This window comes from Microbacterium sp. NPDC012755, from assembly GCF_042901325.1.
In the GTDB taxonomy this organism is placed as follows: domain Bacteria; phylum Actinomycetota; class Actinomycetes; order Actinomycetales; family Microbacteriaceae; genus Microbacterium; species Microbacterium natoriense.
This window is the reverse complement of sequence record NZ_JBIBCT010000001.1, coordinates 2,232,743-2,245,543: the sequence shown is the minus strand read 5'-3', so window position 1 is coordinate 2,245,543 and position 12,801 is coordinate 2,232,743. Positions and strand designations below refer to the sequence as shown.

General features: G+C 70.4%; 11 protein-coding genes. 4 read left to right on the top strand and 7 right to left on the bottom strand.

Annotated elements, in window-relative coordinates; genetic code table 11:
• Positions 1-161: 161 nt before the first annotated feature.
• From ACFY5A_RS10370 to ACFY5A_RS10345, 6 genes are all read right to left on the bottom strand, one after another.
• The gene (locus tag ACFY5A_RS10370; RefSeq protein WP_387233743.1) at positions 162-551 is read right to left on the bottom strand and encodes a VOC family protein; all 390 of its coding nucleotides are present in this window, start codon (positions 549-551) and stop codon (positions 162-164) included.
• A gap of 684 nt (positions 552-1,235) precedes the next feature.
• Positions 1,236-1,850 carry a response regulator gene (locus ACFY5A_RS10365; RefSeq protein ID WP_387233741.1) on the bottom strand — a complete coding sequence of 205 codons (615 nt, stop codon included), beginning with the start codon at positions 1,848-1,850 and terminating at the stop codon, positions 1,236-1,238.
• A complete protein-coding gene (locus ACFY5A_RS10360) occupies positions 1,847-3,013 on the bottom strand; it encodes a sensor histidine kinase (protein ID WP_387233738.1) in 1,167 nt (388 codons plus the stop codon). The genes ACFY5A_RS10365 and ACFY5A_RS10360 overlap by 4 nt, the downstream gene beginning before the upstream one ends.
• Before the next feature lie 9 nt (positions 3,014-3,022).
• Positions 3,023-3,778 (bottom strand): ABC transporter permease, encoded by a 756-nt coding sequence (locus ACFY5A_RS10355; RefSeq protein WP_105677410.1) that lies wholly within the window; start codon positions 3,776-3,778, stop codon positions 3,023-3,025.
• Between the two features lie 3 nt (positions 3,779-3,781).
• Positions 3,782-4,705 carry an ABC transporter ATP-binding protein gene (locus ACFY5A_RS10350; RefSeq protein ID WP_387233736.1) on the bottom strand — a complete coding sequence of 308 codons (924 nt, stop codon included), beginning with the start codon at positions 4,703-4,705 and terminating at the stop codon, positions 3,782-3,784.
• Positions 4,706-4,799: 94 nt separating this feature from the next.
• Entirely contained in the window at positions 4,800-6,665 is a 1,866-nt protein-coding gene (locus ACFY5A_RS10345; RefSeq protein ID WP_387233733.1) for an FAD-dependent monooxygenase, read from the bottom strand.
• 128 nt (positions 6,666-6,793) lie between these two features.
• Between ACFY5A_RS10345 and ACFY5A_RS10340 the strand changes: the two genes are divergently transcribed.
• Positions 6,794-7,495: an IclR family transcriptional regulator gene (locus ACFY5A_RS10340; protein WP_387233730.1), complete on the top strand. Its 702-nt coding sequence runs from the start codon at positions 6,794-6,796 to the stop codon at positions 7,493-7,495.
• A 53-nt stretch (positions 7,496-7,548) separates the two neighbouring features.
• On the opposite strand, the gene ACFY5A_RS10335 is transcribed toward ACFY5A_RS10340, so the two are convergent.
• Positions 7,549-8,928 (bottom strand): MFS transporter, encoded by a 1,380-nt coding sequence (locus ACFY5A_RS10335; RefSeq protein ID WP_341939932.1) that lies wholly within the window; start codon positions 8,926-8,928, stop codon positions 7,549-7,551.
• A 139-nt stretch (positions 8,929-9,067) separates the two neighbouring features.
• Between ACFY5A_RS10335 and ACFY5A_RS10330 the strand changes: the two genes are divergently transcribed.
• From ACFY5A_RS10330 to hpaE, 3 genes are read left to right on the top strand one after another with little or no spacing between them, the layout of a single operon-like run.
• Positions 9,068-10,588 (top strand): fumarylacetoacetate hydrolase family protein, encoded by a 1,521-nt coding sequence (locus ACFY5A_RS10330; protein WP_387233727.1) that lies wholly within the window; start codon positions 9,068-9,070, stop codon positions 10,586-10,588.
• Positions 10,585-11,271 carry a GntR family transcriptional regulator gene (locus tag ACFY5A_RS10325; protein WP_387233724.1) on the top strand — a complete coding sequence of 229 codons (687 nt, stop codon included), beginning with the start codon at positions 10,585-10,587 and terminating at the stop codon, positions 11,269-11,271. Before ACFY5A_RS10330 ends, ACFY5A_RS10325 begins: the two co-directional genes overlap by 4 nt.
• The gene (gene hpaE / locus ACFY5A_RS10320; RefSeq protein ID WP_387233721.1) at positions 11,268-12,767 is read left to right on the top strand and encodes a 5-carboxymethyl-2-hydroxymuconate semialdehyde dehydrogenase; all 1,500 of its coding nucleotides are present in this window, start codon (positions 11,268-11,270) and stop codon (positions 12,765-12,767) included. The genes ACFY5A_RS10325 and hpaE overlap by 4 nt, the downstream gene beginning before the upstream one ends.
• The last annotated feature ends 34 nt before the right edge of the window (positions 12,768-12,801 follow it).

The window sequence follows — 12,801 nt, the reverse complement described above, 5'->3', positions numbered from 1 at the left end:
GATCCATCCTCGACTGAGGTCGGCCCTCGACTGAGGTCGAGCCTCGGCTGAGTCGGTCGGATGACCTCTGCGGTCCGGAACTGCTCACTGGACCGCAGAGGTCAACCGGTTCGAGCGCCCCTTCAACCGGGACGAACCGCATCGGTCCGACGCAGCTGCTCTTAGGGCTGCTGGTTCGCCGCCGCGTAGTCGGGCAGCTCCTGCAGGGTCCACGTGTTGCCGTCGGGGTCGTCGAACCAGACGAAGCGGCCCCAGCCGAGGTCTTCGACGCCGCGCGTCGTGACGCCGACGGCTTCGAGCTGCGCCTTCGCCTCGTCGGCGTTCGGGACGACCACCTGGATCGTCTTCTGCTGCCCCGGCTCGAGCGGGATGTCGAGACCGGTGCCGAAGGCGATCGAGCAGGCCGACCCCGGAGGGGTCATCTGCACGAACCGAAGCCCCTCGTAGGGCACCTGATCGTGGTCGGGATTGAAGCCGATCTTCGTGTAGAAGTCCTTCGCGCGGTCGACATCGGTCACCGGCACGAAGATGAGCTCGATCTTCCAGGTCATCGCACACACCCCTCCATCGCGGGCATCTCCCGCTGCGACCAAGGTACGCGGGGCCTCCGACATAGCGACACCCCCTTCCGCGCGCTTCCGCTGACCGTGCATCCGACGCCGCATCGCCCCTCCGGCGCCTTCTCAGCCCTCGACAGCTCACCCTCTCAGGCCCCGGCCCCTGTCCCCCGACCCTCAGGCCCACGGCCCACGGGCCCTCAGAGCCCCCGGTCGCATGCCGCTCCGGTCCCGAGATCCGGACACCGCCCCCAGATCCGGACACACCAGCCGACAGCATCCGGATATCGGTCGATCCTCCGGACTTCAGCCTCCCGCGCCACATCGCTGCAACACTGCCCCCTCTCACGCCCCGACTCCGCCGCGAGCCGCCCAAGCCCCGAACTCCAGCCCCAGGCGCCCCGAGCGATCCGGACGCCGCCCCCAGATCCGGACACGCCAGCCGACAGCATCCGGATCTCGGTCGATCCTCCGGCCTTCAGCCGCCAAGGCGAACGACCCACCGGATGTCGACCGATCGGGCAACCCCCTCAGCCCCGGCCGGCTCCCTGCCCCGAGTACCGGACGACGCCCCGAGATCCGCACAACTGACCTGCATCCATCCGGGTCTCGGTCGATCTTCCGGATCTCAGCCGTCCGACGCGGGCCGGACCCGCCCCTGACCCACCCGACGCGGGCTCAGAGCCATCCCTTGTCGAGAGCGATCCGCACGGCCTGCGCCCTGTTCGCGCCCCCGGTCTTGCCGATCGCCGCGGAGAGGTGGTTGCGCACGGTCCCCGCCGAGAGGAAGACCTCCGCGGCGATCGCGGCGGCCGATCTGCCGTCTGCGGCGAGACGCAGCACCTGCCGCTCCCGGTCGCTGAGCGGGTTCGCCCCGTCGAACAGGCTCTCCTCGGCGAGGGCCGGGTCCAGCACGCGCATGCCCGCGTGCACGCGGCGCACAGCATCCGCCAGCTTCTCCGCCGGACTGTCCTTGACGATGAAGCCGCTGGCACCCGCGTCCAGAGCCGAGCGCAGGTACCCGGGCCTGGCGAAGGTCGTGACGATGAGCACGCGGGTGCCGGGGTGCGCCGCCCGCAGCAGCCGGGTGGTCTCGATGCCGTCCATGCCCGGCATCTGGATGTCCATGAGGCACACGTCCGGCGCGGTCTCGGCCGCCAGGCGCACCGCCGTCTCCCCGTCGGCGGCGAGCCCGACGACCTCCAGATCGGGCTCCAGGTCGAGCAGGGCGCCGAGCGCTCCCCGCACGAGCGCCTGATCGTCGGCGATCAGCAGTCGGATGCCGTCGGTCACCAGGTCACCTCCACGCTCGTGCCGCCGGACTCCCCCGCGCCGAACGCGAACGATGCCCCCGCCGCCGCCGCCCGCTCCCGCATGCCGCGGACGCCGTTGCCCTCGCGCGCTCCAGGGCCGGCGCCGTCGTCGACGATCCGGAGCCGCCCCGGCGCGATCTGCACGTCGACACGGGTGGCGTCGGCATGCCGCAGCGTGTTCGTCGTCGCCTCCCGGAGGATCCACGCAGCGGTCAGCGCCTGCGCGGCGGAAAGCGAGCTCGGTGCCCCGTCGACGGCGAGCACGACGTCGGCCGACCGCAGCGCGTCGCGGCTGGATGCCAGCTGCTCGGTCAGCGTCGTCGCGCGCGCTCCGGAGACCGTGGCACGCACCCCGGCGATCGCCTCCGCGGTGAGCGCCTCGATGTCGGCGAGCTCGGCCTTCGCCCGCTCGGGGTCGGTGTCGATCAGACGCCTGACCAGCTGGGCCTTCAGCCCGACGACGGTGAGCGAGTGCCCGATCAGGTCGTGCACGTCGCGGGCGACCGCCTCCCGCCCCTCGCTCGTGGCGAGCTCGAGCCCCAGTCTCTCCGCCTCGTTCGAGCGCAGGATCAGCCAGGTGGACACGGTGTTCACGACCCCCAGCAGCACGATGATCGCGAGCACCGTGAGGAAGTCCAGCCCGCCGGGCAGGAGGAACACGCACAGCGCGGTGATCGTGACGGACGCCGCGAACGTGATCCAGTGCCAGACGCGGGTGAGCCCGTACGAGGCGAAGGACATGATGAACGGGAGGAAGCTGAGCGCCGATCCGCCCTCCGCGGGGATCGACATCAGGGCGCAGACGATCAGGAGCCCGAAGGTGACCCACTGCCGCGGAGCGACCGGGCGCCCCAGGCCGCCCCCGCCGCGCATGCCGTACATGAAGCCGACGACGTACAGCACGATGAAGGCGACCAGGGCGGTCCAGCCGACCACCACCCAGGCGATCGGCGCCTCGGAGCGGAGCAGCGAGAGGACGGGGTAGATCAGGAAGATGAGCCAGACGACGGCCATCAGCCAGCCGAATCGTGCCCAAGGATCCGCCGGTTGCGCGGACCCCGCCCCTGAGCCGGATGCCGCCCATGCCGCGGGCGGAGCACCCGCTGCGGCGAGCGCCGCCGCGTCGTCTCGCTGATCGGTCATGGAACCAACCTACTGACGTGCGCGGGAGCGCTTGGCTCCCGCCATCACCAGGGCCGCGAAGAGGACGACCCACACCGCGACGTTGAGGAGCAGCATCCAGAGCTCGTCGGTCTGCCCCGTGGTGAGTCGTCCTTCGGTCAGAGGCCACCTGCTCAGGGCCACGAAGCCGTAGAGCGGGGTGAACCGGGCGATGTCGAGCATGACCCCGTCGAGGGGCATGAACACGTTGCCGAAGAAGGCGAAGAACGTCATCGAGATCGATGCCAGCGCGGTCGCGGAGTCGCCGTTGAAGAACAGGCCGACCCCGAGACCCCAGAGGCCGTAGATCAATCCGAGTCCGAGGACGATCCCGACGGTCGCGAGCCACCGCCACGCGCCGTCGGCCTCGGCGCCGGTGAGCATCCCCGCCACGAACACCCCGAGCACCGACAGCGCCGCGTAGGAGAAGGCCGTGAGCACCTTGGTGAGCGCATAGCCGGTGGTCGTGAGCGGCGACATCGCCAGCTGGCGGCCCCATCCCTGCTTCGACTCCGTGGCGGCGAGGGAGGTCAGCGAGCTCATGGCGACGGCGGTGCCGTACGCGGCCATCGACGTCATGACGTAGAACGAGACGTTGCCGTGCCCTGCGGAGAGCGTGCCGTAGCTCATGCTCGCGCCGAAGAGCAGGTACATCGCGATCGGCATGGCCAGGGTGAAGGCGAGCGTGTAGGGGTTGCGCAGCTGGCGGACGGCCTCGATGCGCAGCATGGTGGGTGAGAGAAGCATCGGTCAGTCCTCCGTGAGGGCGGTGAAGGCGGTTTCGAGGGTGGGCGCGGCGATCTCCAGATCCCGGGCCCCGGCGTCGAGCAGGGTGCGCGCGGCCGCGTCGGAGTCGGCGGCCGTGAGGCTGAGGCGATCGGCGTCGACGCGGATGCCGACCACGCCGGCGATCGCGGCGAGCCGCTCGACGATCGACATCGACGACCCGGCCGGCAGCGTCGCCGACACGGTGCGCTCGCCCAGGCTCGCCCTGAGCCGCGCGGTGGGGGCGTCTGCGACGATCGTCCCCCGGTGCATGACGACGGTGCGACGGGCGAACTGCTCGGCCTCTTCGAGGTAGTGCGTCGCGAAGATGATCGTGCGGCCGGCGTCGGCGTCGGCGCGCATGACGTCCCAGAAGTGACGACGGGCCGTGACGTCCATGCCGGCGGTGGGCTCGTCCAGCACGAGGATGTCGGGATCGGGCACCATCGCGAGGGCGAACTTGACGCGCTGCTGCTCACCGCCGGAGCACTTCGAGACCTTGCGCTTCGCGAGCGCGACCAGATCGGCGCGGCCCATCACCTCGGGCACCCGATCGAGCGCCTGGCGTCCGTGGAGCGAGGCGATGAGCTGCACCGTCTCGAGCACCGTGAGGTCGCCGAGCAGCCCGCCGGTCTGCAGCACGGCCGCGATCGCCCCGGACTTCGCCGCGGCATCCGGATGCCCGCCGAGCACCGACACCGTGCCGGAGCTCGGTTCGGTGAGCCCCAGCAGCATGTCGAGGGTCGTCGTCTTGCCCGCCCCGTTCGGCCCGAGAAGGGCTGTGACCTCGCCCCGTTCGATGCGGAGGCTTACACCGTCGACGGCCTGCACGCGCCGGTCGCCGACGCCGAAGTGGCGGCGGACGTCGGTCAGCTCGATCACCGCGGATGCGGCACCTGATGTGTTCATGCCTCCAGCATCGCGACGCGCAGCGTGCGGCGCCGTCGTCCGCTGTCACGTGTTCGACGTGACACGTGTCATGCCGGACGCCCCTGGGGCCGGTTCAGGACGCAGGCAGGAACGCGCCCTCCAGGAACGACTCCAGCTCGGCCACGGCATCCAGCGGCAGGATCGCGGCGACGTACTGGTCCGGGCGGACCACGACGACGACGCCGTCTCGGGAGAGCTCACGCGCCTCGAAGATGTCGGCATCCGTCCAATGCGAGGGGCCGGCGGCGTACACCTTCTCCCAGTCCGTGAGTCCCAGCGGGCCGGTCTTCGGCTGGAACAGCTCGGGAGCCGACGTCACCTCGACCTCCTCGTACGACTGCTGGTAGACGGCCTTCACGTCGAAGACGGCGTCGACGTCGGCATCCGACGGGGTGAACCGGGCGAGCACGGGCGCCGCCTCCGCGGCCCACGACTCCAGCGTGGTCCCGTCGCGGTCGCCGAACGCATAGACGCGCCAGCGTCCGTCCGCCTTGGCATGGTGGCCGAGGTGGATGGCGTTGCCGTCGCCGACCCGGACGACCTCGGCGGACTTGAACCGCTTGCCCAGCGGGAACCCGGCGGCGAGCGACTGGTGCGCGTCGGAGCCCGTGATCATCGACGCGGTGTACTGCGTCATGAAGCCGGAGGGGAACTCGGCCGTGCCGAGGTAGAAGGTGGCGAGCTCGTTCGGGTCGGAGATCTCCTCGGGCTTGCGGGCCATGAGCGAGGACCATTCGCGGTCGAAGTCGATCAGCTGCTGCGCCACGGGGCGGCGCTCGGATCCGTATGTCGACAGCAGCGCCTCCGGGCTGCGTCCGGTGAGCACGGCGCCGAGCTTCCAGCCGAGGTTGAAGCCGTCCTGCATCGACACGTTCATGCCCTGCCCTGCCTTCGCGCTGTGCGTGTGGCAGGCGTCTCCGGTGAGGAAGACCCGCGGCGTGCGCTCCACGCCGGGGTCGACGTCGTCGAAGCCGTCGGTGACCCGATGACCGACCTCGTACACGCTGTGCCAGGCGACCTGCTTCACGTCGATGGAGTATGGATGCAGGATCGCGTTGGCCTTGCGGATGATCTCCTCGACCGGGGTCTGACGCACGCGATGGTCGTCGTCCTCGGCCACCTCGCCGAGGTCGATGTACATGCGGCTGAGGTACCCGCCCTCTCGCGGGATGTGCAGGATGTTCCCCGCCTCGGAGTTGATGGCGCACTTGGTGCGCCAGTCGGGGAAGTCGGTGTTCACCAGCACGTCCATGACGCCCCAGGCGTGGGCGGCCATCGCGCCGACGTGAGTGCGTCCGATCGCTCCGCGCACGCCACTGCGGGCGCCGTCGCAGCCGACGACGTACTTCGCGCGGACCGTGCGCTCCTCCCCCTCGCGGGGGCCCGCGACGTAGCGGATGCGCGCCTCGACCGGGAACTCGCCGCCGTCGTGGACGGTGAGGCCCGTGAACTCGACGCCGTAGTCCGGCACGATCCGCCCCGGACCGTCTGCGGCGGCCTCGGCGAAGTAGTCGAGCACGCGCGCCTGGTTCACGATCAGGTGCGGGAATTCGCAGATGTCGTAGGCGTAGTCGGCCGTGCGCGCCGTGCGGACGATCTCGTCGCGCTTCTCGGGGTTCGGACCCCAGAAGTTCATCCAGCCGATGTTGTAGGCCTCGGCGATGATCCGCTCGGCGAACCCGAAGGCCTGGAAGGTCTCGACGCTGCGCGGCTGGATGCCGTCGGCCTGGCCGAGCACGAGGCGTCCGTCGCGCTTCTCGATGATGCGGGTCACGATGCCCGGGTACTGCGACATCTGCGCCGACAGGAGCATTCCGGCGGGGCCGGAGCCGACGATGAGCACGTCGATCTCGTCCGGCAGGTCTGCGGGTCGGTCGGCGACTCCCGCCGGGAGCACGCGCGGGTCACCGGAGACGTAACCGTGGTGGTGGAACTGCATCGTCGTCGATCCTTCCGGACTTCTCTGTCGGGTCTTGCGGCGCGAACCGGAGTGTTCTATATTCGAACACACTGTTCTACTATTGAACACAGCTTAGACGCGACCCTCTCCGACCGCAAGGGAGCACCATGGCCGACACCGCCCCGGCGTCGCAGACCCTCAGCCGCGGCATCCGCATCCTCGAGGTGCTCGCCGACGCCCGCGGCCCGCTGTCGATCGACGAGATCGCCGCCGCCATCGGCGTGCACCGCTCCATCGCTTACCGGCTGCTGCGCACCCTCGAAGACCACCGGCTCGTCGGGCGCGACGCCGCAGGAGCCGTCTCGCTGGGCGCGCGCATGGCGGCCCTCGCGGCCGGCGTCGCACAGGACCTGCAGGCCGAGGCCCTCCCCGAGCTCACCGACATCGCGAACGAACTGGGGATGACGGCCTTCCTCGCCGTGCTCGACGGCGAGGACTGCATCACGCTCGCGAGCATCGAGCCCCGTCACGCGGTCGCCAGCGTGGCGCAGCGACCGGGTGCGCGCCACCCGGTCACCGTCGGAGCGCCGGGCAAGGCGATCCTGATGCAGCTCACCCCCGCCGAATGGCCGGCGGATGCCGCGGCGGGGGTGCGCGCGGAGGTCGAGGCCTCCCGCGCACACGGCTACACGACGAGCCACGACGAGGTGATCCCGACCGTGCAGTCGGTGGCCGTGCCCCTCGCGCTCCGGGGCCAGCGCCCTGCGGCGATCGCCGTCGTGCACGTGGCGACGTCGGTCGAGGATGCGGCGATCGCCGAGCGGCTGGAGCGCTCGGCATCCGCGATCCGCGAGGCGCTCGAGGGCTGACGCGGCTCACACGTTTCGTCTCGTCGCCGCGCTCCTCGCTCGACGACCGGCGGTCAGGCCTTCGCGAGACCGTGGATCGGGCTGACGGCCTGCTCGGCCTCGTGATCCGGTCCGAGGGGGATGCCGGAGCGGTCGCGCAGCAGCAGCGTCGCGACGAGCCCCAGCACGGTCATGCCGGCGAGGTACCAGGTGACGGCCTGCGTCGAGCCCGTGGCCTGCACGATCGCCGTCGCGATGGTGGGCGCGAAGGCGCCGCCGGCGATCGCGCCGATCGCATAGGAGATCGAGACGCCGGAGAAGCGGATGCTCGCCGGGAACAGCTCCGTGTACAGCGCGGCCTGGGGGCCGTAGGTGAACCCGAGGCCGATCGTCAGGATCGCGAGGCCGGCGAACAGCAGGCCGATCTGCCCCGTGTTGACGAGCGGGAACAGCGTGAAGACACCCGCGAGCTGCAGCACCCAGCCGATGATGTAGGTGCTGCGGCGTCCGATGCGGTCGGAGACCCAGCCGGCCAGCAGCGTGGTGAGCAGCCAGGTCACGGCGGAGCCGGCCACGGCCCACAGCACCGGCCCGCGCTCGAGGCCGATCGGCCCCTCCGGGTTCGTCGCGTAGCCCTGGATGTAGCCGCCGGTCGTCATGTAGCCGACGGCGTTGTTGCCGGCGAACACCAGCGCGGCGATGATCACGAGCAGCAGGTGCTTGCGGAACAGCTGCACGATCGGCATCTTCGCCTTCTCCTTGCGCTCGGCGAGTTCGGTGAACACCGGGCTCTCCTCGACCTTGCGGCGCACGTAGTAGCCGACGAGGATCAGCACGACGCTGAGCAGGAACGGGATGCGCCAGCCCCACGCGACGAACTGATCTCCGGGGGCGATCGCGGTCATGAGCGCCATCACGCCCGAGGCGAGGAGCAGCCCGAGGGGGACGCCGATCTGCGGCGAGGCGCCGAAGATGCCGCGCTTCTGCCGCGGCGCGTGCTCGACGGCCATCAGCACGGCGCCGCCCCATTCGCCGCCGGCGGAGATGCCCTGGATGATGCGCAGGAGCACGAGGAGGATCGGCGCGGCGAGGCCGATGGCCTGGTAGGTGGGCAGCACGCCGATGAGGGCGGTCGCCGCGCCCATGAGGATCAGCGTCCACATGAGGACGGCCTTACGGCCGAGCTTGTCGCCGAAGTGCCCGGCGAGGAAGGCGCCGAGCGGACGGAAGAGGAAGCTGACGCCCACGGTGGCGAAGCCGATCAGCGCGCTGTTCGCACCGAGCGGCTCGAAGAACAAGTGGCCGAACACGAGGCCGACGGCCGTGGCGTAGATGAAGAAGTCGTACCACTCGACGGTGGTGCCGACGACCGTCGCGAAGATGACGCGCCGTCGATCGGCCTGCGAGGCGATGGTTCCGGTGGGCGTGAACCCGCCCTGTGACTGCCCGCTCATGGGGCCTCCTTTGCTGGTGACTGCACTGTCACGGCGCACATCCGAGGGGGAAACGAGTGCTTGCCGAGGGGTGAACCGATAATATATGATTTCAGATACGACGCACAAGGCGTCGTAGAAAGCGCGAGGAGGCGCATCCGTGACGGCATCCATCCCCCGCCCCGGCAAGATCATCGCGATCCACCTGAGCTATGCCTCTCGCGCCGATCAGCGCGGCAGGCGCCCCGCCTTCCCCTCCTACTTCTTCAAGCCGACCAGCTCCGTCGCCGCATCCGGCGGCACCGTCGAGCGGCCGGCCGGCACCGAGCTGCTCGCCTTCGAGGGCGAGATCGCCCTCGTGATCGGCACGGCGGCGCGCCGCGTCTCCCTCGCAGACGCCTGGTCGCACGTGGGATGGGTCACGGCCTCGAACGATCTCGGCCTCTATGACCTGCGCGCGAACGACAAGGGCTCGAACGTCCGCTCCAAGGGCGGAGACGGGTACACCCCACTCGGCCCCGAGTACATCGACGCCTCCGCCGTCGACCCCGCAGCCCTCCGCGTGCGCGCCTGGGTCAACGGCGAGCTCCGGCAGGACGACACGACGGCCGGCCTCATCTTCCCGCTCGCGCAGCTCGTCGCCGACCTCTCGCAGCACTTCACGCTGGAGCCCGGCGACGTCATCCTCACCGGCACGCCGGCCGGGTCCAGCGTGATCGCCCCCGGCGACGTCGTCGAGGTCGAGGTGGACGCACCGACCGCGCACGGCGCCCCCTCCTCCGGTGCGCTCGTGACCACCGTGACGCAGGGCGACGTCCCGTTCGACGCCGAGATCGGCTCGCTCCCCGCGGTCGACGACCTGCAGCGCACCGAGGCCTGGGGCTCACGTGAGGCGGCCGGCCTGCCCCCGGTCGCTGAGGAGTCGCAGAACGCCGCGTCGACCCCCTCGGATGCCGCATCTTCTGGCTCCTCGGCATCCGTGGCCGGGCTCTCCGCCGAGCTGCGCGCCAAGCTGCTCGAGGCGCCGACAGCCGGACTCTCGGCGCAGCTGCGCAAGCGCGGCCACCACTCCTGCTTCGTCGACGGCGTCGCAGCGAATATCGCCGGCACGAAGATCGTCGGCACGGCGAAGACGCTGCGCTTCGTGCCGTTCCGCGAAGACCTCTTCAAGAGCCACGGCGGCGGCTACAACGCGCAGAAGCGCGCGTTCGACGCCGTCGACGAGGGCGAGATCATCGTGATCGAAGCCCGCGGCGACGCCACGACGGGCACGCTCGGCGACATCCTCGCTCTCCGCGCCCGCGCCCGCGGAGCCGCAGGGGTCGTCACCGACGGCGGGGTGCGCGACTTCGACGCCGTCGCCGAGATCGGCCTTCCCGTGTTCTCGCAGGGCGCCCACCCGTCCGTCCTCGGGCGCAAGCACGTGCCGTGGGACGTCGACGTCACGATCTCCTGCGGAGGAGCGACCGTGCAGCCCGGCGACATCATCGTCGGCGACGGCGACGGCGTGATCGTCATCCCCCCGTCGCTCGTCGAGGAGGTCGTCGACGACGCTCTCGCTCAGGAGATCGAGGACGCCTGGATCGCCGAGCAGGTCGCCGCAGGGCACCCCGTCGACGGGCTGTTCCCGCTGAACGCCGAGTGGCGCGCGAAGTACGAGGCTGCGACGAGCCGCGCATGACCACCGTCGAGAACTCCAGCAAGTCGGAGCGCGCCTACGACTGGATCCGCTCGCGCATCTCGGCGCACGCCTTCGGGCCCGGGTACCGTCTCGTGCTCGGCTCGATCGCCGACGAGCTCGACATGAGCGTCGTGCCCGTGCGCGAGGCGATCCGCCGCCTCGAGGCCGAGGGGCTCGTGACGTTCGAGCGCAACGTCGGAGCGCGCGTCACGCTCGTCGACGAGAGCGAGTACGCGCACACCATGCAGACGCTCGGACTCGTCGAGGGCGCCGCGACGGCGCTCTCCGCCCCGCTCCTCGACGAGCAGGCGCTCGCGGAGGCCGCGGAGGTGAACGAGCGGATGCACCGGCTGCTCGACCACTTCGACGCCCACGCCTTCACCGAGCTGAACCGCCAGTTCCACTCCGTGCTGTTCGAGCCGTGCCCCAACCCGCATCTGCTCGACCTCGTCCACCGCGGATGGGCCCGGCTCTCCGGCATCCGCGACTCCACGTTCGCGTACGTGCCCGGCCGCGCCCAGCACTCCGTCGACGAGCACACGCAGATCCTCGAGCTGATCCGCGAGGGCGCAGAGCCCCTCGAGATCGAGCTCGCCGCCCGCAACCACCGTTGGCGCACGAGGGACGCGTTCCTCGATGCGCTGCACACCCGTTCCACCCACACCTCTGGAGAAGGCTCATGACCGATTTCCGCATCCCCGCCGACCTGCCGGACCACATCCAGCACTACATCGACGGCGCCTTCGTCGACTCGATCGACGGCGACACCTTCGACGTGCTCGACCCGGTGACCAACCAGACCTACACCACCGCCGCCGCGGGCAAGAAGGCCGACATCGAGCTCGCGGTCGCCGCCGCGAAGCGCGCCTTCGACGAGGGCCCCTGGCCCCGGATGCTGCCGCGGGAGCGCTCGCGCGTGCTGCACCGCATCGCCGACATCGTCGAGTCGCGCGACGCGCGCCTCGCGGAGCTGGAGTCCTACGACTCGGGTCTGCCGATCACCCAGGCCCTCGGCCAGGCGCGTCGCGCCGCCGAGAACTTCCGCTTCTTCGCCGATCTGATCGTCGCGCAGTCGGACGACGCCTTCAAGGTGCCCGGCAAGCAGATGAACTACGTCAACCGCAAGCCGATCGGCGTCGCGGGCCTCATCACGCCGTGGAACACGCCGTTCATGCTCGAGTCGTGGAAGCTCGGCCCCGCGCTCGCGACCGGCAACACGGTGGTGCTCAAGCCCGCCGAGTTCACGCCGCTGTCGGCATCCCTCTGGGCCGGCATCTTCGAGGAGGCCGGCCTGCCGAAGGGCGTCTTCAACCTCGTCAACGGTCTCGGCGAGGATGCAGGCGACGCCCTCGTGAAGCACCCCGACGTGCCGCTCATCTCGTTCACGGGCGAGAGCTCGACCGGACAGCTGATCTTCGGCAACGCCGCTCCCTTCCTCAAGGGCCTGTCGATGGAGCTCGGCGGCAAGTCGCCCGCCGTGGTGTTCGCCGACGCCGACCTGGAGGCCGCGGTCGACGCCACGATCTTCGGCGTCTTCTCCCTCAACGGCGAGCGCTGCACCGCCGGTTCCCGCATCCTCGTCGAGCGCTCCATCTACGAGGAGTTCGTCGAGCGCTACGCGGCGCAGGCGCAGCGGGTCAAGGTCGGCTACCCGCACGACCCCACGACCGAGGTCGGCGCGCTCGTGCACCCCGAGCACTACGAGAAGGTCATGAGCTACGTCGAGATCGGCAAGACCGAGGGACGCCTGGTCGCCGGCGGCGGCCGCCCCGAGGGCTTCGACGAGGGCAACTTCGTCGCCCCGACCGTGTTCGCCGACGTCTCCCCCGACGCGCGCATCTTCCAGGAGGAGATCTTCGGCCCCGTGGTCGCGATCACGCCGTTCGACTCCGACGAGGAGGCGCTGTCGCTCGCGAACAACACGAAGTACGGCCTCGCCGCCTACATCTGGACCAACGACCTCAAGCGCGCGCACAACTTCGCGCAGTCCGTCGAGGCCGGGATGGTGTGGCTCAACTCGAACAACGTGCGCGACCTCCGCACCCCGTTCGGCGGAGTGAAGGCGTCCGGCCTCGGCCACGAGGGCGGCTACCGCTCGATCGACTTCTACACCGACCAGCAGAGCGTGCACATCACGCTCGCGGAGAAGTCGCACAACCCCACCTTCGGCAAGAACTGACCCCACCTCTCCCGTTTCGTCTCGTCGCTGCGCT

Coding starts and splice junctions, on each gene's coding strand:
- ACFY5A_RS10370 (WP_387233743.1), bottom strand. CDS start 551: ATGACCTGGAAGATCGAGCTCATCTTCGTGCCGGTGACCGATGTCGAC.
- ACFY5A_RS10360 (WP_387233738.1), bottom strand. CDS start 3,013: ATGACCGATCAGCGAGACGACGCGGCGGCGCTCGCCGCAGCGGGTGCT.
- ACFY5A_RS10355 (WP_105677410.1), bottom strand. CDS start 3,778: ATGCTTCTCTCACCCACCATGCTGCGCATCGAGGCCGTCCGCCAGCTG.
- ACFY5A_RS10350 (WP_387233736.1), bottom strand. CDS start 4,705: ATGAACACATCAGGTGCCGCATCCGCGGTGATCGAGCTGACCGACGTC.
- ACFY5A_RS10345 (WP_387233733.1), bottom strand. CDS start 6,665: ATGCAGTTCCACCACCACGGTTACGTCTCCGGTGACCCGCGCGTGCTC.
- ACFY5A_RS10340 (WP_387233730.1), top strand. CDS start 6,794: ATGGCCGACACCGCCCCGGCGTCGCAGACCCTCAGCCGCGGCATCCGC.
- ACFY5A_RS10335 (WP_341939932.1), bottom strand. CDS start 8,928: ATGAGCGGGCAGTCACAGGGCGGGTTCACGCCCACCGGAACCATCGCC.
- ACFY5A_RS10325 (WP_387233724.1), top strand. CDS start 10,585: ATGACCACCGTCGAGAACTCCAGCAAGTCGGAGCGCGCCTACGACTGG.
- hpaE (WP_387233721.1), top strand. CDS start 11,268: ATGACCGATTTCCGCATCCCCGCCGACCTGCCGGACCACATCCAGCAC.